Origin of the sequence: Natronorubrum tibetense GA33 (assembly GCF_000383975.1) — an archaeon.
Lineage (GTDB): Archaea > Halobacteriota > Halobacteria > Halobacteriales > Natrialbaceae > Natronorubrum > Natronorubrum tibetense.
In genome coordinates, this window is the sequence record NZ_KB913017.1 from 2,661,791 (window position 1) to 2,686,393 (window position 24,603).

A 24,603-nucleotide genomic window follows, 5' to 3' on the forward strand; every position below is an offset into this window, starting at 1 on the left:
GACGATTCACGAGCGGCAATTCGAGGTGCAGACCATCTTTCTCGCGCTCGAATTTCTCGGACTGTACGTTGGCCGACGGCGAGCTCCCGACTCCTCCGGGCGCGCCTCGAGACCTCGGCGTACACCTCCTCTCGAAACGGCGGCGTCTCGGCTTCCGCGCTAGTCGCTCGCGTCATCGGCCAGTTCGGCGTACGCAGCCCACGACGGATCGACGCTCGGATGCTCGAGGACGTCGCCGTCGACGACCACTTCTCCCTCCCCGTCCTCGCCACGTACAGCCTCCACACGGCCGATGTCGGCGACGACGGTGTCCCGATCCTCGAGCGCACCGCGAACCGCGTTGACACCCGCAGGATCGACGGCAATCAACAGCGACCCGCTGCTGGTCGCCGCCCACGGGTCGATTTCGAGGGCTTCACAGACCTCTTCGACGCCGGGACGCATCGGCACGCCCTCTCGATCGACCGCGAACCGAACGCCCGCGCCGTCGGCCATCTCGTTCAGTGCGCCCGCGAGGCCGCCCTCGGTCACGTCGTGCATCGCCGTCACGGGTCCCGCCGCGGCCGCTGTGAGGGCGTCTCGAACGCAGTAGACCTCCTCGAGTCGATCCTGCGCGCTCGAGACGGTTTTTGGAGGGAGATCGAGTTGATCGCCGAAGAGGGTACTCAACAGCCCGACGGACTCGACGGCGGGACCGGTCGTCATGAGCAGTCGATCACCCACACTGGCTCCGTCGGGACGGACGATATCCGTGTGCTCGCCGACGCCCATCGCGGTCGCAGCGCCGACCCACGGATGAGAGGGATCCGAGTATCGGGCCGTGTGTCCCGTCACGACGGCGACGCCGAGGTCGGCGCACTCCGCGTGGATTGCCTCCCAGACGGTCGCGAACTGCTCGTCGGTCATCGTCTCGGGCAGCGTAAAACAGACCGAGAGATGCGACGGCGCGATGCCGCTGACGGCGACGTCAGCGAGCACGAGGTCGAGGGCGAACCGCCCCGCCCGCTCGAACCCCAGTGCCGGGAGGATCGAGAGCGGATCGGTCGCGGTCACCAGCGCTTGCCCGTCGATATCGATGACACCGAAGTCGACGCCGTGGCGCGGTCCGACTGCGACGTCGGTGCGCTCAGCACCGAGGTTCGGCGCGACGTGGCGCTCGAAGAACGTCCGATCGATTTTGCCGAGATCGCTCACGCTCGAGTGATCAAATCGGGGCGGCTTAGGCGTGGTGATTGTCGAGACCAGCGCTCGAGCAGGTAATCGCTGGGTCGATCTCCGACGTCCGACTGCGATGGCTCACAGCTCGAGCGTGTAGATCGCCGTCGGATACGATTCGTCTCCGATCTCGAACTCGCTCGAGCCCGTCCGTTCGAACCCCCGGGCGTCGTAGAACCGGTGGCCGAGATCGTTTCCGTTCAGCATCTCGAGTTTCACGCGCTCGATCGAGGCTGGAAGGCTATCGAGCCCGCGCTCGAGCAGCGCGGTGCCGACCCCTTCGCCCCAGTAGTCCGGTTCGACGTAGATCTCCTTGAGACCGGCCTCGTTCGGGCCGACGAAGGACTTGGTGTCGTCGCCCCAGCGAAAATAGCTGTAGCCGCGGGCGCCGCCGTCGATGTCGGCGAGAACGATACTGTTTTGACCCTCGCGTAACCGGGCAGCGTACTCCCGGACGGCCTCGTCAGGCGGATCAGGATCGAACTGCTCGAGGACGTCGGCAGGGAGCAGATCGTCGTAGGCCGCGCGCATCGCTGTCACGTTGATTCGAACGACCGCGCGAACATCCGAAGTCCCCCGCAAACGGCGGATTTCCATACCGAGCACGGCTGTCGTGACAGCTGAAAATACTTTCGTCGCGGGTCCTCCGACGGTAGCTTCGATCTCCCTCCGAGCGTCCATGCACGGCACAGGCGTTTCACTCGCAACACCGTTCGACGGCGGGCCGTCGACTACGACAGCCTTGGGATAGTCATTGCCGAGAACACTGAACGAGTGATCCGACCGGCGTGCGGACACGGCGCTCGTGAGTCACGACGGCGTACTGCGGCTCGGATCACGCGGTGCTCGAGTCGTACCGCCATATGGCCGACGAGTCGCCGACCCCGACGATTTTGTATAGCGCCAAGGAGTTTACGACCCCTCGTCCCAGAAACCGTCGCTCGCCGCATACGAGGCAGTAGCCGTGTCACCGCTGACGATCCAAACTACCCAACAGTGTAGGGTAAATCTCTAAGTACCACTACTGGGAACGCCATATACTATCATGGAATTTGATAATTCAGGGTCGGCAAACCGTATCGGGGTAAAACGGGGGACCGTATGCACGGCATTATTCTGAAGACGCTACAGGCGTTCGTCGTGGACACGTACGGCGAGGACGCCTGGCTGTCGATCCAACGCGAAGCGGACATCGAAGAGAAAGTCTACGTGCCCGTTACCGTCTACCCGGACGGCGACGTGTACGAGATTGTCCGGACGGCGGGCGAACTGACCGATCAGAGCCCGCGAACGATCCTGACCCAGTACGGGAAGTGGGTCGTCCCGCCGCTGCTCGAGACCTACGATCTCCACATCGACGACGAGTGGGACGGACTCGAGCTCATCGCGAACATCCAGCAGTTCCACACGTCGTTGCGAACCCGAGATATGACGACGTTGACGACGCCGCGGATTCGATCGGAGCGAATCGGGGAACACCACGTTCGGATCACCTACGATTCCGATCGGAAGCTGTGTGACGTCGCACGCGGGGCGATTCAGGGCGTCGCAGCGAAGTTCGACGAAGAACTGGTCGCCGAAGAGCGGACGTGCATGCACGAGGGTGACGACGCCTGCCGGTTCGACATTCGACGGACCGGGGCCGCGACATCGGCGACCGACAGGGAAGCGACGTTCGAGTTCGACGACGAACCCGAGTCGACAACCGAAGCCACGAGCGGAGGGCCGGATGTCTGAGTCAACGACGGCCCCAGACCGTCAGTCGAGGGTTCCGAGCGCGATACAGTCTCAGCGACCGATCGGCTTCGGGATCGTCGTCACGCTCGTCGGACTGCTCGGTATCGCCGTCGGCGCAGTCGCACTCGGCCAAGCGACGCCGACCGTACTCGGCGTCGGCGTCGGTGGCGTCGTCGCCACCGGACTGGTCGCCACGGCAGTCGCTGCGGTGTCCGACGGCCGAACTGCCCCCCGAGAACGCGACGACTTGCGGGAAGCGATCGACGACGTGACGGATCGCGCAGTCCGTCTCGAAGCGGGCGAGCACGACGTTTCGTTCACAACCGACCGAGACGACGACCTCGCGCGACTCGAGCGCTCGCTTGCATCGGTTCGCGACCGCCTTGCGCGCGGCGAACGCACGGATCGGTCGTTAACCGAACTCGAGTCGATGGTCGAATCACACGCAAAAACGACGCAATCGGTCGCCGAGGGCGACCTTACCCAGCGGTTCAGTCAGCCCGGAACCCACGACGCGGTCGACGAGTTGGCCGACAACTCAAACGCGATGCTCGCCGAGATCGAGGATACGTTCGCGACGCTGAAGTCGTTCTCCGGCGAGGCCGTCACCTACAGCCACGAACTCAACACGAGCATGGAGACGGTCCGGGCCGAGGGCGACCGCGCGAGCGAGACGCTCTCCGACATCGTCGACACGAACCGCTCCCAGCACGAACAGCTTCGAACCGTCTCGACCGAGATGCAGACGTTCTCGACGACGATCGAGGAGATCGCCGCGACGGCTTCCGAAGTCGCGGACAGAGCCGATAGAACCGCCAGAGTCGGCTATCAAGGCGAACAGGCCGCCAGCGATGCGATCGAAGGGATGGACGTGATCGATGCGGAAACCGAACGGACCCTCGAGGAGATCGAACAACTCGAGGCCGAAGCCGAGCAGATCGACGACCTCATCGAGTCGATCAGCGACATCGCCGAGCAGACGAACATGCTGGCGCTCAACGCCAACATCGAGGCCTCTCGATCGGCCGGTAGCGGTGATCAGGGGTTCGGTGCCGTCGCTAACGAGATTCAAACCCTCTCCGAGGAGGTCTACGACTCGGTCCAGTCGGTCGAAGACCGCCTCGAGCAGCTTCGGACGCGAGCCATTTCGGCGGCCGACGAGGTCCGAACGAGCCGCGACCGTATCGAGGACAGCGTCGACGACGTCGAGAACGCGGCGGGCGCGCTCGAGCGGATCGCCGGCCTCGCCGAGCAGACGAACGACGGCGTCCAGGAGATCTCCGCGGCGACTCAGGAACAGGCCTCGGCGACCGAGGAGGTCGTCGCAATAGTCGAAGACGCCGCGGAGACGAGCGCCGATACCGCGACGATGTCCGCCCGGGCGTCCCGACGTGCGTCCGCGCAGGCGGACGCTCTCTCCCACGTGGCCCACAGTGCGACGGTCCTGACCGAACAGGCCGGCGAGTTGAACACCCATCTCGAGCGCTACGCGACCGAAACCGGGTACGAACTTCCCGAAGCGAGAACGACCGACGACGTCGATCCGGAGGCTGTCTCGACTGCCGACCCCTCGACGCAGACGATCGGGGACGGCGAACCGGCCTCGCGATAGCGATTTCGACGTATCCGGATCGTCCCTTGAGTCTCGCTCTCTCGGTCACGGCTGTGTCACCTTTCGAGCCGCCACCGATTTCATCCCGACGACAGTAACTGGATGCGGTAGCGCTATTCTCCGGTGAGAACCGAAAACGGTTACGGACAACAGTCAAGTGTGTCTTGCCCATAGCGGATGTAGATGGCGTACTCGTCTAGTGTCGCGGCCGAATCCGACCTCGAGTTCACCGCCAGCGAACTCACGGGTGCGCTAGGGGATTCGGTTACGGTCCTCCCTTTGCTGGTTGCGCTGGCAGCGACGACGAGCGTCTCCCTGCCGCACGTGCTGGTCGGCTTCGGCGTCTTTCAGATCGTCTGGGGGATCTACTACGGGATGCCGATGTCCATCGAGCCGATGAAGGCCCTGATCGGGCTCGCGATCGTCGGCTCGCTCTCGTATCCCGAACTCGCGGCGGCCGGGCTGCTTGCGGGCGGCGTCTTGCTCGCCGTGGGCAAACTGGGACTCGTCGGTCAGCTCCAGCGAGTGGTCGGCGAACCCGTGATCCGTGGCGTCCAGTTCGCCGTCGCCCTGTTGTTGCTCGAGGCGGCCGTCGGACTCTCCGCCGGAAACGTCCCGGTCGCCGTCGCCGGGTTGGCCGCCGTCGGTTGTCTGGCGCTGGTCGGCTACCGAAGCGCAAGCGTCCTGCTAATTCTCGGTCTCGGTGGGGTCGCGGCCGTTGTGACGACCGGCATTCCGACACCGCGACTGCGCGAACTCGCGCTTTTTCCCGCGGGCACGCCGACGCTCTCGGCCGGCGCACTCGAGGGAACCGTCGCCCAGTTGGAGATGACGGTGGGCAACGCCGCCATTGCGACGAAACTGTAATTCCCGTCTGAGAGCGGTCGTCGGGGCTCCATAGCGATGATAAGGGCTAGAATACACTAACAAATAACTACTTCGGGAGGTAAAATGTGAATAATAAATAGCAGAATCTTTAACACTCAGTAGTATCATCATTAGAGTGCGGGTAAAATGAAAGACACAAACCGGAGAACGATTCTGAAGAGCATCGGAACGATGACCGCAGCTACCACGTTCGGAACGGGTGCCGTACATGCCTCTCAGGGTGAAGACATCGCAGCGGAAGACGTGAAAACGACGCTGGAATACGAGGAGGCACGGGCTGCTCTCGATACGGCAAATATCGATCACGACTCGCTCGAAATAGAGGACGCGACAAAGCAAACGGTCGATTCGGAAACGTGGATCGACGTTCCCGTCACTGGAAAAGGCAAACGCGTCTTCTCGTACAATAGCGACGAGCGACTTGCGGAAATCAAGGTCAACCCGAACACGCTTGTCAGAGCCCAGGCTAAGGACGAGGAGGTTTCCGTCGAGAAACTCACGATGAGTAACGGCGTCACTTCCCGTGCACTTGCAACACTGGAAGATGATGCCGATTACGAGGCGGTACTCGAGGAAGCTAACGTCGATACGGTTATGACGGACGATGCGGCCGCACACGTCGACGAGATCTCGGGGATCACGCGTGTGTTTCTTCCGGTAGCGTTTACGGACAAGAGCGAGCAACTCCTCCTCATCGAGATAGCGGAGGACGATAGTCTGGAAGCGGTTTATGGCCTTCCCACGGAATCCGAGGTCGGAACGATGGGGATAGAATGCTGGGCGAGCTGTATCACGGTCGGTCGGTTCTGCAGAACCGTCTGTAGTCCGTGTCTTTCCGCTCCAACAAAACCGACCTGTACACCATGTGCAGTCTGTATCGGGGGCAGTGCGACTGCCTGTGCAGTTGGCTGCGGTATCAGTCAGTTCTGGTGACCACATCACCTGAACACAGTCAGCAGTGTCCAGGAGTGAACGGCCAACGACGGGCGAGTACCGGCCAACCACTGGACACCCGACAGTCCGGCAAACAAAGCGAGCGTGAAGTAATAACAGAAGGGGTCGCTTACATCGCTTGTTTTAGAAAAATTCCCCTGGGCGACCCTATTATTAAGTAAAATTCGTGTGTTTTATTATCCCAGAGTTGGAAATCAGTATATGATGGAAGAGTATCCGTCACTGGTAGACATCGCTCTTGGGACGGCAATCGTTATTGTCTGCATGCTCGTTCCGGCGATCGCGTTCGTCCTCAACATCTCTTCGCTGTTCGTCGGCATCTTTTTGACGATAATTCCGATTTTCGGAATGGCTGCAGGTGGCTGGTATACGGCACGCCGATCGAACGGCGGTACGAAAGCGGGTGCCACCGCGGGTATCGTACCGGGAGCGTACATCCTCGTGTACGTCAGTTATATCACACTCACCGAGGACGTTGGGACGGTCCTTGCCACAGAGTTGGAGTTCGATCCCGAGGGACAACTCGTACCCCCGTCGGTTTTGTTCGTCGCGTTTGGCGCATTTCTCGTCCTGTACGTCATCGGTCTAGCAGCGTTCGGCGGCTTCATCGCTCGGTACGTTCCGCTAACGACGATTCGAAAACGGATTCTGTGAGACAAAGTCGGTACGGACACTATCCGACGTCGTACGGAACCAACGGCTTTCACCGTATTCAGAACGAAAATGTATATGATTACGCTAGCCGATCGCTGGAACGGGTTATAGTTACGGGAAACAGTGAAAGGATTTCGGCTGTAAATCAGGAGCACATGGATTATTCGCGAGGTATCGGGACGCAATCGAAACTCGAGTTCACTGCCAACGAACTCACGGGTGCGCTAGGAGATTCGGTTACGGTCCTCCCCCTGCTGGTTGCGCTGGCAGCGACGACGAGCGTCTCCCTGCCGCACGTGCTGGTCGGCTTCGGCGTCTTTCAGATCGTCTGGGGGATCTACTACGGGATGCCGATGTCCATCGAGCCGATGAAGGCCCTGATCGGGCTCGCGATCGTCGGCTCGCTCTCGTATCCCGAACTTGCCGCGGCCGGGCTCCTCGCGGGCGGCGTGTTGCTCGCCGTGGGAAAGCTGGGACTCGTCGGCCAACTCCAGCGGGTGGTCGGCGAACCCGTGATCCGCGGCGTTCAGTTCGCCGTCGCCTTGCTGTTGCTCGAGGCGGCTGTCGGACTCTCAGCAGGAAACGTCCCGGTCGCTGTCGCCGGATTGGCCGTCGTCGGCTGTCTGGCGCTGGTCGGCTATCGGGCCGCGAGCGTCCTGCTCATTCTCGGTCTCGGCGGGGCCGCGGCCGTCGCAACGACGGGGATGCCGACACCGCGACTGCCCGAACTCGCGCTCTTTCCCGCGGGGACGCCAACGCTCTCGGCCGGCGCACTCGAGGGAACCGTCGCCCAGTTGGGGATGACGGTCGGCAACGCCGCCATCGCGACGGCCCTGCTCTGTGGCGATCTCTACGATCGGGATGTCTCGCCCGACGCGCTCTCGCGGAGCATGGGCGCGACCTGTCTCGCCGCGATTCCGATCGGCGGCGTCCCGATGTGTCACGGCAGCGGCGGGCTCGCGGGGAAGTACGCCTTCGGCGCTCGCACCGGGGGTGCGAACGTCATCCTCGGGGTTGGCTACCTCGCGCTCGCGCTGGTGGCCACCGGCGCACTGCTGGCAGCGTTCCCGGTTGCTGTCTTGGGCGTCTTGCTCGTCGTGGTCTCTCTCGAGTTGGCTCGAGCGGCGTTCGAACCGGTCGCCGGTCATCGGTCCCTGGCGATCGTCATCGGCGTCGGTTCGCTCGGACTCGCGGTGAACGTCGGTGTAGCGTTCGTACTCGGGGCCATCGCGTTCTGGGTGCTCTCGAGTCGAGCGTGACGAACTGGTGGTATGCGTTGCAACAAGAGTGGATTCGTTCTGGATCAATAGCGGGCACGTTGGTCCTTCGAAACGATCAGATCACGTGCGGTGCGCGCGCTAAGCCGCGGCGAACGGACAGTGAGACGCGGCCCGAAAGCGTGCGAGGTCGTCGCGAGTGCGACGAGCGACGGCTTGGAAGTCGCGAAGCGTCTTCCAGTGGATGAGCGAATGAAATGAGTGAATCGGCTGGGGAGGACGTCAATATCATTGTTGCCAGCGAGAGCAGACCCTCGTTTTTATCGAATTACAACGGAGAACTCGACGAAAATGCGGAGAGACGCCAGAAGCACTCTTTAGCGCTCGAATCGCGCTCTGGGTGACGAATCCGTCGTAACTGGTTCCACTGGGATACACCAATAATTGCTATACTAAACTCCGCGCAGCCGAGAGACACGCCGCTTTTCTCCCCGGACTGCGAAGCACCGCCGATGACAGCGACCTGGGCCGAACTGTTTGACCGCGGCGGGGAGTACGACGTCACGCTCGAAGACGTGCGGACGGCGGCCGACGATCTTGCGGCTCCGTCAGCGACCGAGGAGGCATCTGAGGATGCCTGAGCGTCCCGACTCCGCACGCGTCGTCGCGGACGCAGACGTACTCGCGGCCGACCTGCTCGTCGGCGGCGACGCGCGCGAGGCCCTCGATCACGTCCGAAGCCACTCGTGGGTCGACCTCGTCGCGAGCGATCCGCTGCTCGAGCGAACGGAGCGCCTCGTGTCCGATCTCGCCGATTCGGACCTCGCGGCCGACCATCGAGAGCGCCTCGAGGCCGAGCGAGTCGCCGTCGAGCACCCCGCGGACGACCATCCAGCGCTCGCCTCGGCGTACCGCGGGGCGGCGGCACACCTGCTCTCCTACGACGAGAACCTCGGATCCCCACAGGCTGGGCTCTCCCTGCAGTCTCGCGTCTCGGTGAGCGTCCGTCCGCCGGACGCTTTTGCCCGACTGTTCGACCCCGAGAGCCTTTACGAGGCCGTCGAAGGGGGAACGTATCCGGGCCCGGATCGGGACCCACGGGAGTGAGCCGACGGCTGGGAGCGGTGTCGCGACGGCTCACCCGCCTCTCGAGTCGGGACGCTTATTCTGCTACAGCCGAGAGTGTGGAGGGGCATGAACGATCTACGCACCGGGTTAAGTTACGGGGACGTGCTCCTCGTTCCGAACCGCTCGCCAGTTGATAGCCGGAGCAACGTCGACCTCTCGACGGCTTTCACGCCGTCGATCGAACTGGAGACGCCCCTCGTCTCCGCCGCGATGGACACCGTCACGGAGGCCGAACTGGCGATCGAACTCTCGCGAGCCGGCGGGTTCGGCGTCCTCCACCGGTTTCTCACGGCCGCGGAGCAGGCCGAGCAGATCGAGCGGGTCCATGATAGCGGTGAACGGGTAGGTGCTGCAGTCGGAATCGACGAGGACTACGTCGGGCGCTGTGCCCAGCTCGTCGACGCCGGCGTCGACGCCCTCGTCGTCGACGTGGCCCACGGCCACCTCGAGCGCACGCTCGAGGCCGTCGAGACCCTCCGGGCGGCGTTTCCGGAGACCGATCTCGTCGCCGGCAACGTCGCGACCCCCGCGGGCGTCGAGGATCTCGCGGCTGTCGGTGCCGACTGCGTGAAGGTCGGTATCGGTCCGGGCTCGCACTGTACCACGCGGAAAGTCGCCGGAACCGGCGTCCCGCAGTTGACCGCGATCGACGACTGTGCGGAGGCGGCCGAGGACCTGGACGTCACTGTCTGTGCGGACGGCGGCATTCGCACGTCCGGCGACGCGGTGAAGGCGTTGATGGCGGGGGCGGACACCGTCATGATGGGGAGTCTCTTCGCCGGGACCGAGGAGGCACCCGGTGCAGTGGTCGAAGTCGACGGAACGCGGTACAAACGCTCCCGAGGGATGGCGACCACGACCGCCGCAGAAAAGCGCGACGACAAGGAAAACAACGTTCGCGCCGACGAGGGCGTCGAGGCCCTGACGCCGTACAAGGGACCGGTCGCCGACATCGTTGCGGAGTTCTGTGCCGGCATCCAGTCCGGACTCTCCTACTGCGGCGGCCACACGATCCCCGAGGCCCGCGAGAAGGCCGAGTTCATCCGGGTCGCTCCCAGCGCGAAAGAACGCGAGGGCTACCACGCGGACCACGACTGGGAGGGCGTCAGCGTCGATAGCAAATCGATGGCCGGGGGCGACCCGACGACCGACGAGGCGGTAAACGCCACCACCGAAGGCGACGACTGACCTCTCGTCCGGTTCGAACGGCTCCCGCTGTCGATACGGCGTACGGCATCGGACGGCTGATCACGATGGCGTGTCTCAGGCGGGTTTTCTGGCTTCGACTCGCGCCGAGACGATCGGCAGGTCGTCGGTCCACTCGCCCTCGACGGTGATCGAGCGATCGACGAACCCCGCGTCGGCAAGCCACGTTTCCAGTTCGTCGATCGTCGCGGCACCGCCGACGCAGGCGTCGACGGCGTCGGGATCGTCCCGGATTTCGTCGGGCAACGGTTCGGTCGCGACGAGGTCCGAAATCGCGAGCGTGCCGCCGGGTCGCAGAACGCGGTCGGCCTCCGCGAGCACCTGCTGCTTATCGGGGGAGAGGTTGACGACGCAGTTCGAGATGATCGTATCGACGCTGGAATCGGCGAGGGGCAACTGTTCGATCTCGCCGAGTCGGAATTCGATGTTCTCGTGATCGCTATCGGCCGCGTTCTTGCGAGCGCGCTCGAGCATCTCCGGAGTCATATCGACGCCGATAACGCGACCTTCGGGGCCGACCTCGCGGGCCGCCAGGAAGCAGTCGAAGCCGCCGCCGGAGCCGAGGTCGAGCACGGTCTCGCCGGCCTCGAGATTCGAAATCGCGACCGGGTTGCCACAGCCGAGTCCGAGGTTCGACTCGTCGGGAACGGACTCGAGGTCGTCGGCGTCGTAGCCGAGCGAGAGCGTGCGATCCGGATCGGCCGCTATCTCGGCGTCGGAGCTCTCACAACAGCCGTCGCCGGTCGCTGCGATGTCGCCGTACGTCTCGCGGACGTGCGTTCGCTGGTCGGTCGTCGCGTCGTCGTCGGGTGTTTCGTTCGTCGTCATTGGTGGTGTTTGGTGGTGTACAGGTCGGAAGGTACTATCGCGATCAGTCGTCCGCCGGAACGTCCACGGCAGCCCCCAGATCGAGCAGTTCGAAGACCGCCGTGTCGGCGATCCGGTAGTAAGTCCACTTCCCCTTCTTGCGGCCCTTGACCAGTCCCGCGTCCCGAAGCGTTCGGAGATGCGTCGCGACGGTCGATTGCGGAGCCTCGAGGACGACCTGCAACTCGCAGGCGCACAGTTCGCCCTCCCGGAGCGCCTCGAGAATGCGGACCCGATGTTCGTTCGCGAGCGCACCGAAGACGGTGGCCTGCGTCGTGGCCCGACCGTCGGTCGGTCGGCGATCCTCGAGTCCGGCGACGGCCCCGTCGACATCGTCGTAGACGCTTTCGAGCGCCTGACAGGCCGCCTCGAGGGACTCACTGCTCGAGTTCATATCGGGATTGATCGATCCGATGCGGTGTTCGATGGCGGTCTGTTTTTATCTGTCCCACAATAACCACATCGGCATTCATCGATATAAAGCTCTAGCAAAGAGAAGTGACGTTGGTAGATGGAACGGTCAGAAGCGATACAACTGGACTAAAGGAATCGATCCGTAATCGATAGATCGGAAAATACCGATCCGATCTTACGCTTCGTGGTCGGCGTACCACTCCGCGAATTCGGCGAACGCGCGGCCGCGGTGGCTGATCGCGTTCTTCTCCTCGGTGCTCATCTCGGCTAACGTCGTCCCGTTATACTCGAAAATGGGGTCGTAGCCGAACCCGCCCTCTCCGCGCGGGGCGACGAGCGTGCCGGCGACCGATCCCTCGAAGGTCTCCGTTCCGTTAGCATCCGCGTAGACGACGACCGTCCAGAACCGCGCCCGTCGGTTTGCCTCTTCGCTCGCGAGTCGCCAGAGTCGCTCGACGCCGACGGTATCCTCGACGTAGGCCGAGTACGGGCCCGGAAATCCGCCCAGTGTCTCGACGAACAGTCCCGTATCGTCGACGATCACCGGCTCGTCGCTCTCGAGCGCCGCAAACGTCTCGCGGGCGCCGTGGGTCGCGATCTCCTCGAGCGAGTCGCTCTGTACCTCGGTGTAGTCGTACTGAACCTGTTCGACGGATGCGATGCCGTCGAAGTACGATCGCGCCTCGCGAACTTTCCCCTCGTTACCGGTGACGAATCGGATGGTCATATGCTACTCGAGGCGGTGGCTCCCGGGCGAATATAGCCGTCGGTTCGCCGATCACCGATCGGCGTCGACGTACATCCCGATCGCCCAGTGGTTGTCCGAGAGCACGGACTGTCCGAACCCGACGTTTCCGTCGACGGCACACCGCCAGCCGTCTCCGGTGTGCCAGGCGTCGATGTGGTGCATCCGGCCGGAGGACCAGCCGAACGGCGAGTTGGAGCCCTCGAGAACCGGCGACGCTTCGCATTCGCGGTCGGCGTAGGTCGTCGGCGAGAGCTCCGTGATCTCGTACGCTCGAACCTTGTCGCCGTACTGTCGGCGACAGTCCTGGTAGAACACGAGCAGCCGATCGTTGCGGACGATTGGTCGGCCGGCGGGTCGCGTCGCACTCGGTCGATCGGTGACCACGGGGTTCGCGGCGTGTGGCGTCCAGTCGTCCGCGCGAAGCGACTCGCTGTGATAGACGTGAATCCGGTTCTCGTAGACCGAGTCACCGACGATTGCCCACCAACGGCCTTCCCACCTGAAGAGTACCGTATCGTCCGTCCCGTGATCGTTCACAACGGGCGTCGCAACCGGCCGCCACACCGTCGGAAAGTCGACCGCCTCGTACAGCGTGACCGTCGTGCCGTCCGGGCCGCCCTCCTCGGGGACCATATACTGGGTGCCTTCCCACTCGAAGACGTACGGAAAGGAGAGGTGCTCGTCCGTCTCGAGGACGATCCGATCGTACTCCCAGGTGAAGCCGCCGTCCGGGCTCGTCGCGTGTCCGATCGCCGCCGGCGGCGTTCGATCGCGATTCAGGACCTCGAAAAACATGTGCCACTCCCCGGTATCGGTGACGAACAGGAACGGATCCGCGACGAAGTCGACGGCCCCGAAATCGGTGACATCCATCGCGGTGAGTACCGGGTTGACGACCGTCGGATCGGGCTGCAACTCGAGCGGATCCGCGGCGGGCAAGTCGGCCGACGTTGGGGACGGGGACTGCTGAGCCGTCGAAATGACGCCGCCGTCGGACGCGACCGACGGCTGGCGAGACGCGTCCGGCCGAAGCCGCCGGCGGATTCGACGTACGAGGGTGGGACATGTCTGGTGGACGAACCGGCCGCAATGCCACGCCGCTCGAGAGACCGTTCGCGAGTCGATCGCAGCCGATCGAAGTCGTTCGGTAACCGACGCACTGTTGGACGACTCTGGGGTGGTACCGCCGCCGACAGTATCGTTCGTTCGAGCCACTATACGTGACCCTCTCTATCGGTGCTAATTGTTAGTCACTGACTGTCCGGTCGCCGGGAACCACGCGAATCGACAGCATCGATTGACATCCTCCTCCGGCTAAAGCCGCAGGTATTCTCCTTGCTTTGTATAACAGATGCCTACCGGAACCGCTCTGGTCGGCAACCGACGACTGATTAACACTGCTACTGCCGTAGAGCTGACTCACATCGATCGTGAGCGATCAGCGTAATTCACTGGGATGTCGTCGGCGCTGTCGCCGATAGCCTCTACAACAATCCGGCCTTATTTCCGGCGATCGCTCGCAGCGGTTAGTTCTCGTCGTCGTCGACGATGACTTCGACGGGTTCGTCCTCGGTCTCCTGGCTCTGCTCGGTCGTCCCCTGTTCTTGCTGCCAGAGGAGCGCGCCGGCGATGAGCACGACGACCCACGAGCGCCAGTTGGCGAGGTTCAGCGTGTAGCCGACGCCGAAGGGTTTCTCGACGAGCATTCCTTCGCCGGGCTGCCAGTACGACGAGAGCATGCGGCCCATGCTGGGTCGTTCGAAGTTGTACGGTACCCCGAGAATCTCTCCGGAACTCGGCTTGTCTGCCATGCGCGAACGTACATCCTCCCCGGATATGAGTATTGGGTACTCGTCTCTCTGCTCGCAAGGGACCCTCCGAGGTGCGCTCGAGGCGCTATCGCCGCCGGTTTCACCGTTCCGCGACCGCACGCTCGAGCCCGGCGACGAGCCCGTCGGCCATCGCTTCGAGCGCCAAACTGGGCTCGCCGTCGTCGCGTTCGGCCGCCTGCTCGTGCGACATGGGGACGTGGACGAACCCGGCGCTGAACTCCCGATCACTCGTTTCGACGAGATGGCGCGCGGCGTAGAGGAAATTGTTGCAGGCGTGCGTTCCGGCGTCGGTCGACAGCGTGGTCGGGACGCCCGCCTCGAGCATCGCTTCCTTCATCGCTCGAAGCGGCAGTGTCGCGAAGTAGGCGTCCGGCCCGTCGTCCACCGCCGGCTCGTCGACCACCGTTCGAGCCTCGTTGTCGGGGATTCCCGCGGTATCCCGGAGATTGATCCCGACGCGCTCGAGCGAGAGGGTGTTCCGACCGGCGGCCAAGCCGAGTCCGCAGACGATATCGGGGTCGTGGTCGTCGATGGCGGCCTCGAGCGCCGGACGGACGCGGTCGAAGACGACAGGAAGTTCGCGTCCGACGACGGTGGCGTCGCTGACGGTCGTTCCGTCGAGGCGGTTCGCGAGCTGGCTCGCAGGGTTGGATTCGAACTCGCCGAACGGTTCGTAGCCGGTGAGCAGGATCTCGGTCATCGATCGCATCTCAAACTGATCGGGCATGAGTTCCTCGATTCGACGGCCGCGACACGAACGCTTTTCACCCCAACCATCTTACACTAACGCATGAAACGCAACGTCGGCGGTCTCGATCGGATCGTCCGAGGCGTCCTCGGCATCTGGCTGGTCGTGGTCGGTGTGGCAGCGTATTCTGAGGACGAACGTGAACGCGCCGCAATCGCGGCGATCGCGGGACTCGGACTGCTCCAGAACGTGCTGACCGGCTTTTGCGGCGGAAACCTGCTGTTCGGACTCGACACGACCGCCGGTGAGGACGACGCCTGCTCGCTCGAGTAACTGGGCAGCCCACTGATTCCGGCCCGTCGCTGCTCACGTACCCTCTACGTATCGACCCCGGCCCTCTACGTCCCGCAGGCGCTCGAGTACTCTCTCCTCGCCGACCTCGCGGTACCCCTCCCGCACCGCCTCGCGCAGCGGCTCGGGATCGTCCGCGGTGCCGACGAGGCTCTGGTCGAAGACGTGAACGTCCATCGCGTAGTCCTCGACGTGGTCGGTGTGGTAACCGAGGCCGAAGTCGATAAGGTAGGTGCGGTCCGGTGCCGGCTCGCGCCCGTCGCCCGCTCGCTTCTCCCGAGACTCGTTGCATCTCCCGACCCGGACGTTCCGCGTCGTCGGATCGCCGTGGACGAACCCCGCTCGATGGAGTCGGGCGAGGTGGCGGCCGACGTCACGAACGCGCTCGGGCGTGAGAGCGTCGCGGAGGTCGGCGTCGCCGACGTACTCGAGTTCCAGTCGTGCCTCGAGCGGATCGACATCCGACAGCACCGGCGTCGGCACGCCCTCGCGACGGGCGAGACTCGTCAGACGGGCCTCGAGGGTCGTGCGCTCGCGCCGGAGACGCTCGTCGAGGGCGGGATGCCGGTAGCTCTTCGACTCGCGGTGTTTCGTGACTCGGCCGGCGTCGGGCTCGAGGGAGACGAGAGCTTCCGCGCCGCGGACCCGGCCGTCGTCGGTGCGTCCGAGTTGCAGGTCAGACTCGTCGGCCCGCCAGGTGACCGGCACCTGATCGGGCCGGTAGTTCGGATCGACGCGCGAGTCCTCGAGCGCCAGCGTGTCGCCCGCATTGTACATCTTCGCGCCGAGTACGGCGATCATGCCCGCGTTGTCCCGCAGGAATCGCGCCTCGGGGGCGTGGAACTCGGCCCCGCGCTGGGCGCACATCGACTCGAGCATCTCGCGCAGGCGGGCGTTCTGTCCGACGCCGCCGCCGAGGACGAGTTCGTCGCTGCCGGTCAGCGAGAGCGCGCGCTCGGCGACCTCGGTGAGCATTCCGAAGATGTTCTCTTGGAGGGAAAAGCAGACGTCCTCGATCGGCGTCCCATCGTCGTGGGCCTGCTTCGCGGCGCTCATGATCCCCGAAAAGGAGAAGTCCATCCCCTTGACGACGTAGGGGAGGTCGACGTATTCGCCGTCTTCGGCGGCGGCCTCGACTTTCGGCCCGCCGGGGTGTGTCCAGCCGACGTGGCGGGTGAACTTGTCGATCGCGTTGCCGACGCCGGTGTCCATCGTCTCGCCCAGTACGCGATACCGGCCGTTGCGATAGGCCAGCAGGTGGGCGTTCGCGCCGCTCGCGTTCAGGCAGACGGGGGAGTCAAAACCCGACGTGTGCCGGCCGATCTCGAGGTGGGCGACCATGTGGTTGACGCCGACGAGGGGGACCTCGAGGGCCTGGCTCAGCGCGCGCGCGGCCGTGCCGACGATGCGCAGGCAGGGACCGAGACCGGGACCTTGCGAGAAGGCGACGGCATCGATCGGCGGCTCCGAGGACGGACCGTCGTCCGTCTCGCGAGCGTGCTCGAGTGCGGTCTCTACGACGCGTGGAATCGCGTCGTGCATGTGTTCGGCGGCCTCGCGCGGATGGATGCCGCCGCTGTCGGGTTCGTAGGCGTCGCTCTCGATGAATACGTCGTCGGTAGCGCCATCGTAGACGGCCGCGCTGGCCGCCCAGGCGGTGCCTTCGATGCCGAGAATTCGGGTGTCAGAACTCACGTGTAGGTATCCGGCTGTACGATCGGTCGGGAGAGTGGAGCGGAACTGTCCCCGTTATTCCCACTCGGTGTACCCACACTTTCCGCAGTGGGTGCGGTCGCCGTGGTCGGCGAGGAAAACGTCTCCGCAGCGGGGGCACTTCTCGCGCTCCGTGGTGCCGTCGTCGTTGTAGAGTTCGTGTCGTGCCATTTCAGGCCTCCTCCGCTTCCGGCTCGGCGTCCTCTTCGGCGGCACCGATCTTGTTGCGCTCGAGCATGTGGTCCTGCTCGACGTCGCGGGCGTTGTCGGCCGTGTCGTAGACTTTCGCCTGTCCGACGGTCTTGCGCATCCCGAACTTGGTGTCGAGTTTGCGGACGACGACCTCGTCGGCATCCTTGTTCAGTTTGGCCGCGAGACTGTCCCGAACCTGCAGGCGCGAGGGGGTCGCGTCCTCGTGGGTCAGTTCGAAGGTAACGTCCGTTCGATGCAACATGGGGTTCTCCGTTTCGGAGATGATGTCGACGTCCATGATATCACTCAGTTACACTACTATCCCCGTGTAGCGCCTAAAAGGATTTCGAAGCATGCAGCCGATTGCACGGGTACTCGAGTCGGTCTCTCCGTCGACCGGCGAGAACGCCGCTCCGTCGACTGCGCCGACGCTGACGAACGCCGTTGAATTCGGCTTCAACGAATGAGAGTGTTTACATGTTTTGTGGATGAATCCCTTCGGTGATGCCCTCCAGACGACACGTACTCGCCGGCGGCGGCCTCGCCCTCGCGGGGGTCGCCGGCGGCCTCCAGTTCGTCGACAGACCGATCTCACCCGGAGCGACGACCGAGACCGACTGGCCGATGGCGCGGTACGACCCCGCCGGAACCGGTCACAATCCAGCCGCTTCGGGGCCGAAAGACGGCGTCGACGTCGCGTGGCAGCGTGACAGGGAGTCGCCAATGCACGGGCTGGCGGCACCGATTCTCGTCGGGGAGACGCTATACGTCGTCGGCCGAGGGTCGCTCGTCGCGTTCGATCGGACCACCGGCGAAATTCGATTCGCACGGGACGGTCGCTACTGGTCGACGCCTGCTCGAGCCAAAGCGAGAGCCTACCGACACGACACGCTCGCCGTCAGCGGCCGCGAGGGGATTCGCGGAGTGAGCGCCGGCGGCGGCTACGCGGCGTTCGGGCGGTCAGTCGGCACCGAGCGCTGGCACAGCCACGGCGGGGAGGTCCGGCGCTGGTCCAGTTCGTCGCCGCGGGAGCCGTCGCCTGTCACGGCCGACGGGACGGTCTACGGGGTCGTTCCCGACACCGACCGCGTCGTTGCCCTCGATGCGAGCAGCGGCCGCGTCCTGTGGGAGCGAACGGTCGGCGACGAGCGGTCGATCGGTTCGAACCGACCGGCGGTCCGCGACGGGACCGTCTACGTCTCGAGTCGTCCCGGCGACGTCGTCGCGTTCGACGCCGAGACGGGCGACACTCGCTGGAGCGTTAGGCCGGATCCCCACGCGGACAGCGCCCTGAACTACCGTCACTTCGGGCCGGCGACGGCGACCGATGCGGGGCTGGTCGTCCCCGAACAGGAGGGCGTCGTCCTGCTCGACCGGGCCGACGGCAGCCTCCAGTGGGAGTACGTCTACGACGGGAACGCTACCGACGGAAGCGCTGCCGTCGCCGACGGGACCGTGTTCGTCACCGACGGCGCGGAGTCGCTGCACGCGATCGACCTCGAGAGCGGCGAGCGGGAGTGGATCGCCGACTACGGTCCCGACACGGACCCGGTCGTGGCCGACGGCGTCGTCTACCTCGGCTACCAGATCTCCGAACTGGTCGCGATCGACGCCGAGACCGGCGACCGGCGATGGACCTACGAGGATTCGACGTACTTCACGCAGCCGATCGTCGGCGACGGCGCGTTGTACGTCCTCACCGGCGAGGGACTACTGGCTCTCGAGGAGGCGAGCTGACCGTGTCGCGCGACCGAAACGACGGGTACGACCGGCGGGAGTGGTCCGTCGTGCCCGTCCTCTCGGCGGCCGTCGGCCGGCTCAGTCGGAATCCGTCCCTGCTCGTTCCGTTCGCCGCCGCGGGGATCGTTCTCTCCGTCGTCGACGCGCTCCGGCGGCGCGATCCGATCCCGGTCCTCGAGTACGGGGGGCTCGACGAAGCGACTGTCTACGTCGAGTTTCCCGGTTATCCGACCGGCGTTGGGCAGACGACGCTGCCCCTCGAGTCGCTCGTCGGACTCGAGGCGCCGTATCTCGCGTGGGGATTCGGACTGTACGTCCTCTCCGTGCTCGCGGTTTCGATCGCCGGGGTTATCACCTTGACACGCCTGCTGGACGGCGAGACGCGTCTCGGACCGCTCCCGTCGTATCTCGGGCTCGTAGTCGGAATCGACCTCGCGCATCGGCTGCTCGGCTCGATCGGGTTCCTTCAGGAGATGGGGCTGCTCGGGCTTGTTCCGCTGGCAGCGTTCTTCGCCGTGCTGGTGTGGCTCTTTCCAGTGCCCGGACTCGTTGCCGCTGGCATGCCGCCCTGGACGGCGATCCGACATGCCGGCGCCTGGACCCGGGGCGTCCGCTGGTCGGTGCTCGGACTGATACTCGTCCTCGGAATCGTCACCTGGCTTCTCACCAGCGTTCCCGTCATCGGCGCGTTCCTGGGTAGCGCGCTCGTCGCACCGGTTCACGCCGTCGCGATCGTCTCGCTGTTCGAGAACCACCGTGACGAACGGGTCGGGATGCCGGTCGAAGCGAGACTCTAAGCCACTGAAACGGTTTCCACACCGATCGCGACGCTGTCCTGGGACCGCGGGTTGACTGACTTCAGCGACTACTATCACCGTCGAGAACGGCCAGACCACGGGGCGTCTGCGTCTCGAGTTCCGCTGGCCAGTCGATAACGACGCGCTCCCAGCGGCCGCCGAAGTCCTCGCTGACGAACAGGCCCCGGTTGTTCAGCGCGTAGACGACGCCGTCCTCGCGCGTCGTGTCGAAGACGGCACGAACGACCCCGTCGCCCGTCGGCAGCCCGTGGTCGTCGAGTCGCTCCCAGGGGTCGCCGTCGGTGCGGCGGTAGGCGTACGACTCGGCCGTCTCGGCCGTGTGGGCGCTTCGAGCGCCGCTCGCGCTCGAGACGATGACCGAGTCCGGATCGCCCGGGTCGGTAGCGAGCCCCCAGCAGTAGGTGTGGTCGAGGCCCTCCTGGGGATGGGTCCAGGACTCGCCGCCGTCGTCGCTCTCGGCGTAGCCGTCGCCCGCGGCGGTGTAGACGCGCCCCTCTCGGCCCGGGTGGATCGCCAGCGTGTGGTTGTCCCGGCGGGAGCCTTCGGGTCGTTCGTGCCAGGTCTCGCCGCCGTCGGTGCTCAGGACGAACGCGCCGGCCTCGATGCCGACGTAGAGACGGTCGGGATCGAACGGATCGACCTCGAGCCAGCGGACGTGGTGGGTGTGCGGGCGCGGCGGGAAGTACCACTCCTCGGCGGAGGGGAGATCGGTCAATCCCGGGAGTACAGTCCAGGAGTCGCCGCCGTCCGTGGAACGGTAGACGCGACTCGGCTCTGTGCCTGCGTAAACCACGTCCGGGTCGTGGGGGCTGACCGCAAGCGACATGACCGCGTCGCTGACGAACTCGGCCTCGAGGCGCTCGAACGACGAAACGCCGGCATCGGCGCTCTGCTCGCCCGTCCTGTCCTCCGTCGACTGCGCGCGAAAGAGTCCGTCCTCGAAGGTCCCGACGAAGACGCGATCCGGGGCGGCGGGGGAAGCGGCGACGCACTCGAGATCGTAGCCCTCGAGGCGGGTTGTCACCGTCCAGTCGGTATCGGTCGGTCCGCCTGGGGTACACACGAGGAGTCGATCGCGGAGTGCCGCGTAGAGGGTCGACATGGTGGGACGGACGGGTGCCAGCTACAAACGATCAGGGGTGGCGAAGCGGGCCGGGCGACTCGAGGCGACTCGATAACCGTCTCGATCGGGAGCGTCCCACTGGGCCTGCTTTCACGACGAAACTCCCGTTGTAACCGGAGTCGGATACGGCAAACTATCACCCCGACGAACAATGCTCGGCTCGGACGCGGTCGACCGCGCGGCTCGGATCCGGTCGTGTTTCGCGGTAGTCACGATACCGAGACTTCCACCAGAATTAATACATCTCGGCCACCAACCGATGGCTCGACTATGACCGACCGGCCGCCGTCCCCACAAACGCCGACCGCCCTCTCCACGACCGCCGCCGACGAGGACCGTGTCGTCGCAACGACACCCCAGCTCACCGCGCGCATCGAAGACGCGGTCGGCTGTCGACTCGACGAGAGCGTCCTCGAGGAGTTGCTCCTCGAACTCGACCGCAGCGAGTACGTCGAGTGGGTGACGATGACGCGAAACGGCGAGTACGTCTGGGATCTGACCGACTCGCCCGACCTGATCGCCGACGCCGTGGCGACGGCCGTCGTCGAGCGCGTCGAAGGGTGGCTCGAGGGGAAACTCGACGACTAGCGCCGCGGACGCGCTCGATCGGAGACCGGCCCGACTGTGGGTCGTAGACGCGTCGGATGTCGGCTCGCTTCCCGTCCGGAGCGGACGTACCAAAGAGGACAAGAGCGGTCAGTTTGTGGGAAATGACATGGACCGTGAACGTCGCGCAGTGCTAGTCAGTGCAGGGACGCTTTCAATGGGTGCCGTCGCCGGGTGTCTGTCGAGCAGTTCGCCGGAGCCTCGTGCGGTCGACATGTACTACCCCGAACCCCGCGTCGTCGACGTCGACAGCGAGCACCAGTCCGGAGACAGATACGACTTCACCGTCGAAATCGAAAACACCGGAGCGAGCGGCGACGTCGGGACGACGCTCGTCTGGATGGACGATCAGAACGACGACCCGTACGACGCGTCCACGGACGCGGAAACCAGCAGCGAGCGGTACTTCGACGCCGACGAGCGCCGGGAAGTGACCGTTACCGAGGAGCAGCCGACGGACCAGGAGGCGTACGGATTTCGAGTCTGGGCCGCGGAGATCGGCGTCGAGATCGAGAACGAGGGCGACGACGGACGAGTCGACGTTCGATTGCTAGACGGCAGCGAGGTCGTAGACGACGCCGAGCTACGACTGGACGCCGACGAGACGACGACCTTCGAATTCGAGAGCGACTACGCCGAGGCCCACCCGGAGGAACTCGAGATCGAAGTCGAAGCTATCGAATAACGATCCGTTTCGTCGTTCGCGTGACCGCCAGTAGAGCGGGCAGTTCGGGTACATCATTATAGTAACAACTGAAACGATGTACACATCGATCGCATAGCTCGCGGGTCGTCCCTCCCCGCTCGCTTTCCGCGGTTCTCGCTCACTCCGTTCGCTCCGAACCGCGTACGTTCCGAACCGCGCTGCCTCCTGCGATCGGGTGTGTAGTGATTTTCAGTGGCTACTATAGCGTTCGGCTCGCTCGAGGTGTGACCCGATAGCATTCGTCTATCGCGGCTGACACCAACGGGGTTATGTCCACCCAGTTCGGACCGCTGGTATGACACTCCCCGCCTCCACTACCGACCCCCTGATACCCGATAAGACGATGCTGTACTGTTTCGACTGCGGCCACGAGAGTCCCATCGAGGGCGACTGGAACCAGCGACCGAACGGCGACGCGGTCGACTACGACTGTCCGGTCTGTCGGACGACGATCACCAGCCGACCGCGCCGGGATCGCCACCAGCCCGGCGGCGAAGCGAGACTGCTTCACTGCTCGAGCGACTGATTGGGCGCTCAGTCCCCGCGGAGAACGAGCGGCCCCATCGCGGACGTTCGCTTCGCGATTGTCGCCAACCGGAGGATGTAGGAGACGAACAGCAAGAACGGCAGGACACAGATCGTGTACGCGGCACAGATGACCCACAGCCAGACGTCGATCCCGAGGAGCGTGCCGCTGATCGAGGTCCCGTCGACGAGCATCACCATGCCACCCGCGACGACGAGCGCCGGCACCGCGAGATACAGAATTCCCTGCGAGAGTTTGACCAGCGACCACTGGAAGTAGAGCGTCTTGATGTACTCCCGCGCGGGGCCGTACATCGTGAGCGCCTCGAGCGTTTCCCGACCCGTCTCGCGTTGTGCCGTCGTGAGGCGGTCCTCGTATTGGTCCAGCAGCCAGCGCAGATCGTACATCTTCCGGTCGTAGTTGTAGTTCAGCGCGGCTTTCATCACCGCGAAGGAGCCGAAATCGGCGTTCTCGAGCTGGTCCGTCGCTACCTCGGCGTTCTCGAGCAGGTCCTCGACGTACGCCTCGGTGTGCTCCCGGAACTCCTCGTCGTCGCTCTCTTGGACCGCGTTCTCGAACGCGCGAGCGCGGTCGCTGGTCGCGTCGATGAGTTCCTTGAGAAAGAGCGCCGGATTGGCGGGGCTGGGAAACTCGAGTAAGTCGTCGGTATTCTTGTAGAAGTCCATCGCCAGATCCATCCGCCGGCGCTGGCTGCCGAGCGGGCCGATCTCCTGGGAGAGGACGAGTTGGTTGATCGAGACGACCAGCGTGGTACCGGTGATGAGCGCGCCGATCAGCGCCTGAAAGGACATCTTGACCCAGTCGGTGGTCAACAGCACCTCCTGTGCCGACGGCGGGTTCGAGACCCCCCAGAACATGAGCGCCCCGAAGATCCCGGCGGCCATTCCTCCAGTGAGCGCCCACCGATTCGCGTTGAGCAGCACCCAGAGCTTGTAGCGATTCTCAGCGGCCCGACCCCGCATCGTGTTGTCGGACGAGAAGTCCTTCATGCGTCCTCGAGCGACCGCTCGAAGATCAGGTACTTCGTCCCACCGCCGTCGTAGGAGACGGTCTCCACGAGTCGCCACCCCTCCGCGGCCAGTTCGTTGAGTCGTTGCTCGGGGTTGGCGGACTCGCGTTTCGTGAGTTCCGTCGGGGGCTCGACGGCTTTGTACTCCCAGTCGGCGGACTCGCTAGTCATTTCCGTAATAGATCACTCGGTGACAGGTGATGGTTGTCCCTGCACCTGATAGAGCTATTTGGGTGGCTCGAGTTGCTACCCTCATACACCGCTCGTTACTCGAGCGACTCCGGCACCACCCGACAGCCACAGGGCGAGACCGTGGCCGTCATCGGTCCGGCGACCACCGCCATCGTGATCGGCTCACCACAGCGCGGGCAGCCGGGGAATTTTAATGTGTATCGAGAGTATCGCGAAACGTTCCGGCGAGCGGACGGCTGGTGCTGTTTCGTCGTCTACCAGCCGCACGGTCGCTCTGGATGTACGATCGTCAACGATAAGATGGTTCGCTCGAGCGACCTGCCGTTACTTCGCTGGCACGGGGGTGGCGATCACCGTGGGACTGAACAGGCAAAAATCTTGATTAATTCGGTCTTTTACCCGGGCCGGAAAGTTAGATGAGATCTTGAGGGAGCTTTGCGCCGTGT

Annotated in this window: 28 protein-coding genes and 2 pseudogenes; 16 read left to right on the forward strand and 14 right to left on the reverse strand. The window is 64.4% G+C overall.

Features of this window, described 5'->3' with window-relative positions:
* Nucleotides 1–159: 159 nt before the first annotated feature.
* Both NATTI_RS0113765 and NATTI_RS0113770 read right to left on the reverse strand, forming a co-directional pair.
* The gene (locus tag NATTI_RS0113765) at nucleotides 160–1,194 is read right to left on the reverse strand and encodes an AIR synthase family protein (RefSeq protein ID WP_006090046.1); all 1,035 of its coding nucleotides are present in this window, start codon (nucleotides 1,192–1,194) and stop codon (nucleotides 160–162) included.
* 102 nt (nucleotides 1,195–1,296) lie between these two features.
* Nucleotides 1,297–1,812: a GNAT family N-acetyltransferase gene (locus tag NATTI_RS0113770; protein WP_027119164.1), complete on the reverse strand. Its 516-nt coding sequence runs from the start codon at nucleotides 1,810–1,812 to the stop codon at nucleotides 1,297–1,299.
* Between the two features lie 504 nt (nucleotides 1,813–2,316).
* Between NATTI_RS0113770 and NATTI_RS0113775 the strand changes: the two genes are divergently transcribed.
* The 9 genes and pseudogenes from NATTI_RS0113775 to NATTI_RS0113815 all read left to right on the forward strand — a co-directional run bounded on the left by NATTI_RS0113775 (nucleotide 2,317) and on the right by NATTI_RS0113815 (nucleotide 10,593).
* A complete protein-coding gene (locus NATTI_RS0113775; protein WP_006090048.1) occupies nucleotides 2,317–2,952 on the forward strand; it encodes a heme NO-binding domain-containing protein in 636 nt (211 codons plus the stop codon).
* Nucleotides 2,945–4,564, forward strand: a complete 1,620-nt coding sequence (locus NATTI_RS0113780) for a methyl-accepting chemotaxis protein (protein ID WP_006090049.1) — start codon at nucleotides 2,945–2,947, stop codon at nucleotides 4,562–4,564. The genes NATTI_RS0113775 and NATTI_RS0113780 overlap by 8 nt, the downstream gene beginning before the upstream one ends.
* Nucleotides 4,565–4,747: 183 nt before the next feature.
* Nucleotides 4,748–5,428 (forward strand): annotated as a pseudogene (locus NATTI_RS25000) (putative sulfate/molybdate transporter); the annotation flags it as partial.
* Between the two features lie 150 nt (nucleotides 5,429–5,578).
* Entirely contained in the window at nucleotides 5,579–6,385 is an 807-nt protein-coding gene (locus tag NATTI_RS0113790; RefSeq protein ID WP_006090051.1) for a hypothetical protein, read from the forward strand.
* Nucleotides 6,386–6,607: 222 nt separating this feature from the next.
* On the forward strand, nucleotides 6,608–7,060 hold the full coding sequence (locus NATTI_RS0113795; protein ID WP_241434322.1) for a hypothetical protein: 453 nt from the start codon (nucleotides 6,608–6,610) through the stop codon (nucleotides 7,058–7,060).
* A gap of 155 nt (nucleotides 7,061–7,215) precedes the next feature.
* Entirely contained in the window at nucleotides 7,216–8,319 is a 1,104-nt protein-coding gene (locus NATTI_RS0113800; protein ID WP_019991886.1) for a putative sulfate/molybdate transporter, read from the forward strand.
* A gap of 470 nt (nucleotides 8,320–8,789) precedes the next feature.
* Nucleotides 8,790–8,918 carry a hypothetical protein gene (locus NATTI_RS27330; RefSeq protein WP_006090054.1) on the forward strand — a complete coding sequence of 43 codons (129 nt, stop codon included), beginning with the start codon at nucleotides 8,790–8,792 and terminating at the stop codon, nucleotides 8,916–8,918.
* Nucleotides 8,911–9,384 (forward strand): DUF7384 family protein, encoded by a 474-nt coding sequence (locus NATTI_RS0113810; RefSeq protein WP_006090055.1) that lies wholly within the window; start codon nucleotides 8,911–8,913, stop codon nucleotides 9,382–9,384. The genes NATTI_RS27330 and NATTI_RS0113810 overlap by 8 nt, the downstream gene beginning before the upstream one ends.
* Before the next feature lie 87 nt (nucleotides 9,385–9,471).
* Complete coding sequence (locus NATTI_RS0113815) at nucleotides 9,472–10,593, forward strand: guanosine monophosphate reductase (RefSeq protein ID WP_006090056.1); 1,122 nt, start codon at nucleotides 9,472–9,474, stop codon at nucleotides 10,591–10,593.
* 75 nt (nucleotides 10,594–10,668) lie between these two features.
* Here the strand turns inward: NATTI_RS0113815 and arsM are convergent, their stop codons facing one another.
* From arsM to pcp, 6 genes are all read right to left on the reverse strand, one after another.
* Nucleotides 10,669–11,439, reverse strand: coding sequence for an arsenite methyltransferase (arsM, locus tag NATTI_RS0113820; RefSeq protein WP_006090057.1), 771 nt, complete (start codon nucleotides 11,437–11,439; stop codon nucleotides 10,669–10,671).
* A gap of 43 nt (nucleotides 11,440–11,482) precedes the next feature.
* A complete protein-coding gene (locus NATTI_RS0113825) occupies nucleotides 11,483–11,872 on the reverse strand; it encodes an ArsR/SmtB family transcription factor (protein WP_006090058.1) in 390 nt (129 codons plus the stop codon).
* A 195-nt stretch (nucleotides 11,873–12,067) separates the two neighbouring features.
* Complete coding sequence (locus tag NATTI_RS0113830) at nucleotides 12,068–12,619, reverse strand: XTP/dITP diphosphatase (protein ID WP_006090059.1); 552 nt, start codon at nucleotides 12,617–12,619, stop codon at nucleotides 12,068–12,070.
* A 51-nt stretch (nucleotides 12,620–12,670) separates the two neighbouring features.
* A complete protein-coding gene (locus tag NATTI_RS0113835; RefSeq protein WP_006090060.1) occupies nucleotides 12,671–13,855 on the reverse strand; it encodes a glucosamine inositolphosphorylceramide transferase family protein in 1,185 nt (394 codons plus the stop codon).
* Nucleotides 13,856–14,166: 311 nt separating this feature from the next.
* Nucleotides 14,167–14,451 (reverse strand): DUF5808 domain-containing protein, encoded by a 285-nt coding sequence (locus NATTI_RS0113840; protein ID WP_006090061.1) that lies wholly within the window; start codon nucleotides 14,449–14,451, stop codon nucleotides 14,167–14,169.
* A 100-nt stretch (nucleotides 14,452–14,551) separates the two neighbouring features.
* On the reverse strand, nucleotides 14,552–15,199 hold the full coding sequence (gene pcp, locus NATTI_RS0113845; RefSeq protein WP_006090062.1) for a pyroglutamyl-peptidase I: 648 nt from the start codon (nucleotides 15,197–15,199) through the stop codon (nucleotides 14,552–14,554).
* A 63-nt stretch (nucleotides 15,200–15,262) separates the two neighbouring features.
* Between pcp and NATTI_RS0113850 the strand changes: the two genes are divergently transcribed.
* Nucleotides 15,263–15,493: a YgaP family membrane protein gene (locus NATTI_RS0113850; protein WP_006090063.1), complete on the forward strand. Its 231-nt coding sequence runs from the start codon at nucleotides 15,263–15,265 to the stop codon at nucleotides 15,491–15,493.
* Between the two features lie 33 nt (nucleotides 15,494–15,526).
* On the opposite strand, the gene NATTI_RS0113855 is transcribed toward NATTI_RS0113850, so the two are convergent.
* From NATTI_RS0113855 to NATTI_RS0113865, 3 genes are read right to left on the reverse strand one after another with little or no spacing between them, the layout of a single operon-like run.
* Nucleotides 15,527–17,206 carry a bifunctional N(6)-L-threonylcarbamoyladenine synthase/serine/threonine protein kinase gene (locus tag NATTI_RS0113855; RefSeq protein ID WP_006090064.1) on the reverse strand — a complete coding sequence of 560 codons (1,680 nt, stop codon included), beginning with the start codon at nucleotides 17,204–17,206 and terminating at the stop codon, nucleotides 15,527–15,529.
* A 54-nt stretch (nucleotides 17,207–17,260) separates the two neighbouring features.
* A complete protein-coding gene (locus NATTI_RS0113860) occupies nucleotides 17,261–17,395 on the reverse strand; it encodes a 30S ribosomal protein S27ae (protein ID WP_006090065.1) in 135 nt (44 codons plus the stop codon).
* A gap of 1 nt (nucleotide 17,396) precedes the next feature.
* Nucleotides 17,397–17,714 (reverse strand): 30S ribosomal protein S24e, encoded by a 318-nt coding sequence (locus NATTI_RS0113865; protein WP_006090066.1) that lies wholly within the window; start codon nucleotides 17,712–17,714, stop codon nucleotides 17,397–17,399.
* Between the two features lie 206 nt (nucleotides 17,715–17,920).
* Between NATTI_RS0113865 and NATTI_RS0113875 the strand changes: the two genes are divergently transcribed.
* Both NATTI_RS0113875 and NATTI_RS0113880 read left to right on the forward strand, forming a co-directional pair.
* Entirely contained in the window at nucleotides 17,921–19,153 is a 1,233-nt protein-coding gene (locus NATTI_RS0113875; RefSeq protein WP_006090067.1) for a PQQ-binding-like beta-propeller repeat protein, read from the forward strand.
* Nucleotides 19,154–19,155: 2 nt separating this feature from the next.
* Nucleotides 19,156–19,953 (forward strand): hypothetical protein, encoded by a 798-nt coding sequence (locus NATTI_RS0113880; protein ID WP_006090068.1) that lies wholly within the window; start codon nucleotides 19,156–19,158, stop codon nucleotides 19,951–19,953.
* A gap of 61 nt (nucleotides 19,954–20,014) precedes the next feature.
* Here the strand turns inward: NATTI_RS0113880 and NATTI_RS0113885 are convergent, their stop codons facing one another.
* The gene (locus tag NATTI_RS0113885) at nucleotides 20,015–21,076 is read right to left on the reverse strand and encodes a beta propeller repeat protein (RefSeq protein ID WP_006090069.1); all 1,062 of its coding nucleotides are present in this window, start codon (nucleotides 21,074–21,076) and stop codon (nucleotides 20,015–20,017) included.
* Nucleotides 21,077–21,367: 291 nt separating this feature from the next.
* Between NATTI_RS0113885 and NATTI_RS0113890 the strand changes: the two genes are divergently transcribed.
* The 3 genes from NATTI_RS0113890 (at nucleotide 21,368) to NATTI_RS0113900 (ending at nucleotide 22,935) form a co-directional block, all read left to right on the forward strand.
* Nucleotides 21,368–21,685 (forward strand): hypothetical protein, encoded by a 318-nt coding sequence (locus NATTI_RS0113890; protein WP_006090070.1) that lies wholly within the window; start codon nucleotides 21,368–21,370, stop codon nucleotides 21,683–21,685.
* A 127-nt stretch (nucleotides 21,686–21,812) separates the two neighbouring features.
* Nucleotides 21,813–22,388 carry a hypothetical protein gene (locus tag NATTI_RS0113895; RefSeq protein ID WP_241434323.1) on the forward strand — a complete coding sequence of 192 codons (576 nt, stop codon included), beginning with the start codon at nucleotides 21,813–21,815 and terminating at the stop codon, nucleotides 22,386–22,388.
* Nucleotides 22,389–22,704: 316 nt separating this feature from the next.
* Nucleotides 22,705–22,935, forward strand: a complete 231-nt coding sequence (locus NATTI_RS0113900) for a hypothetical protein (RefSeq protein WP_027119166.1) — start codon at nucleotides 22,705–22,707, stop codon at nucleotides 22,933–22,935.
* A gap of 8 nt (nucleotides 22,936–22,943) precedes the next feature.
* Here NATTI_RS0113900 and NATTI_RS0113905 read toward each other — a convergent pair whose 3' ends face one another.
* Both NATTI_RS0113905 and NATTI_RS0113910 read right to left on the reverse strand, forming a co-directional pair.
* A complete protein-coding gene (locus NATTI_RS0113905; RefSeq protein WP_006090073.1) occupies nucleotides 22,944–23,945 on the reverse strand; it encodes a hypothetical protein in 1,002 nt (333 codons plus the stop codon).
* On the reverse strand, nucleotides 23,942–24,136 hold the full coding sequence (locus tag NATTI_RS0113910; RefSeq protein ID WP_006090074.1) for a DUF4177 domain-containing protein: 195 nt from the start codon (nucleotides 24,134–24,136) through the stop codon (nucleotides 23,942–23,944). Before NATTI_RS0113910 ends, NATTI_RS0113905 begins: the two co-directional genes overlap by 4 nt.
* Before the next feature lie 195 nt (nucleotides 24,137–24,331).
* Here NATTI_RS0113910 and NATTI_RS27015 point away from each other — a divergent pair.
* Nucleotides 24,332–24,577, forward strand: a pseudogene (locus NATTI_RS27015) (hypothetical protein); the annotation flags it as partial.
* Nucleotides 24,578–24,603 lie beyond the last annotated feature (26 nt).

Bases quoted from the DNA above. Each gene is read 5' to 3' on its own strand.
- NATTI_RS0113895 (WP_241434323.1), top strand. From the start codon at position 21,813: ATGGACCGTGAACGTCGCGCAGTGCTAGTCAGTGCAGGGACGCTTTCA.
- NATTI_RS0113885 (WP_006090069.1), bottom strand. From the start codon at position 21,076: ATGTCGACCCTCTACGCGGCACTCCGCGATCGACTCCTCGTGTGTACC.
- NATTI_RS0113875 (WP_006090067.1), top strand. From the start codon at position 17,921: ATGCCCTCCAGACGACACGTACTCGCCGGCGGCGGCCTCGCCCTCGCG.
- NATTI_RS0113775 (WP_006090048.1), top strand. From the start codon at position 2,317: ATGCACGGCATTATTCTGAAGACGCTACAGGCGTTCGTCGTGGACACG.
- NATTI_RS0113900 (WP_027119166.1), top strand. From the start codon at position 22,705: ATGACACTCCCCGCCTCCACTACCGACCCCCTGATACCCGATAAGACG.
- NATTI_RS0113910 (WP_006090074.1), bottom strand. From the start codon at position 24,136: ATGACTAGCGAGTCCGCCGACTGGGAGTACAAAGCCGTCGAGCCCCCG.
- NATTI_RS0113790 (WP_006090051.1), top strand. From the start codon at position 5,579: ATGAAAGACACAAACCGGAGAACGATTCTGAAGAGCATCGGAACGATG.
- NATTI_RS0113810 (WP_006090055.1), top strand. From the start codon at position 8,911: ATGCCTGAGCGTCCCGACTCCGCACGCGTCGTCGCGGACGCAGACGTA.
- NATTI_RS0113800 (WP_019991886.1), top strand. From the start codon at position 7,216: ATGGATTATTCGCGAGGTATCGGGACGCAATCGAAACTCGAGTTCACT.
- NATTI_RS0113795 (WP_241434322.1), top strand. From the start codon at position 6,608: ATGATGGAAGAGTATCCGTCACTGGTAGACATCGCTCTTGGGACGGCA.
- arsM (WP_006090057.1), bottom strand. From the start codon at position 11,439: ATGACGACGAACGAAACACCCGACGACGACGCGACGACCGACCAGCGA.
- NATTI_RS0113840 (WP_006090061.1), bottom strand. From the start codon at position 14,451: ATGGCAGACAAGCCGAGTTCCGGAGAGATTCTCGGGGTACCGTACAAC.
- NATTI_RS0113865 (WP_006090066.1), bottom strand. From the start codon at position 17,714: ATGGACGTCGACATCATCTCCGAAACGGAGAACCCCATGTTGCATCGA.
- NATTI_RS0113850 (WP_006090063.1), top strand. From the start codon at position 15,263: ATGAAACGCAACGTCGGCGGTCTCGATCGGATCGTCCGAGGCGTCCTC.
- NATTI_RS0113780 (WP_006090049.1), top strand. From the start codon at position 2,945: ATGTCTGAGTCAACGACGGCCCCAGACCGTCAGTCGAGGGTTCCGAGC.
- NATTI_RS0113825 (WP_006090058.1), bottom strand. From the start codon at position 11,872: ATGAACTCGAGCAGTGAGTCCCTCGAGGCGGCCTGTCAGGCGCTCGAA.
- NATTI_RS0113815 (WP_006090056.1), top strand. From the start codon at position 9,472: ATGAACGATCTACGCACCGGGTTAAGTTACGGGGACGTGCTCCTCGTT.
- NATTI_RS0113905 (WP_006090073.1), bottom strand. From the start codon at position 23,945: ATGAAGGACTTCTCGTCCGACAACACGATGCGGGGTCGGGCCGCTGAG.
- pcp (WP_006090062.1), bottom strand. From the start codon at position 15,199: ATGCCCGATCAGTTTGAGATGCGATCGATGACCGAGATCCTGCTCACC.
- NATTI_RS0113860 (WP_006090065.1), bottom strand. From the start codon at position 17,395: ATGGCACGACACGAACTCTACAACGACGACGGCACCACGGAGCGCGAG.
- NATTI_RS0113770 (WP_027119164.1), bottom strand. From the start codon at position 1,812: ATGGAAATCCGCCGTTTGCGGGGGACTTCGGATGTTCGCGCGGTCGTT.
- NATTI_RS0113830 (WP_006090059.1), bottom strand. From the start codon at position 12,619: ATGACCATCCGATTCGTCACCGGTAACGAGGGGAAAGTTCGCGAGGCG.
- NATTI_RS0113890 (WP_006090070.1), top strand. From the start codon at position 21,368: ATGACCGACCGGCCGCCGTCCCCACAAACGCCGACCGCCCTCTCCACG.
- NATTI_RS27330 (WP_006090054.1), top strand. From the start codon at position 8,790: ATGACAGCGACCTGGGCCGAACTGTTTGACCGCGGCGGGGAGTACGAC.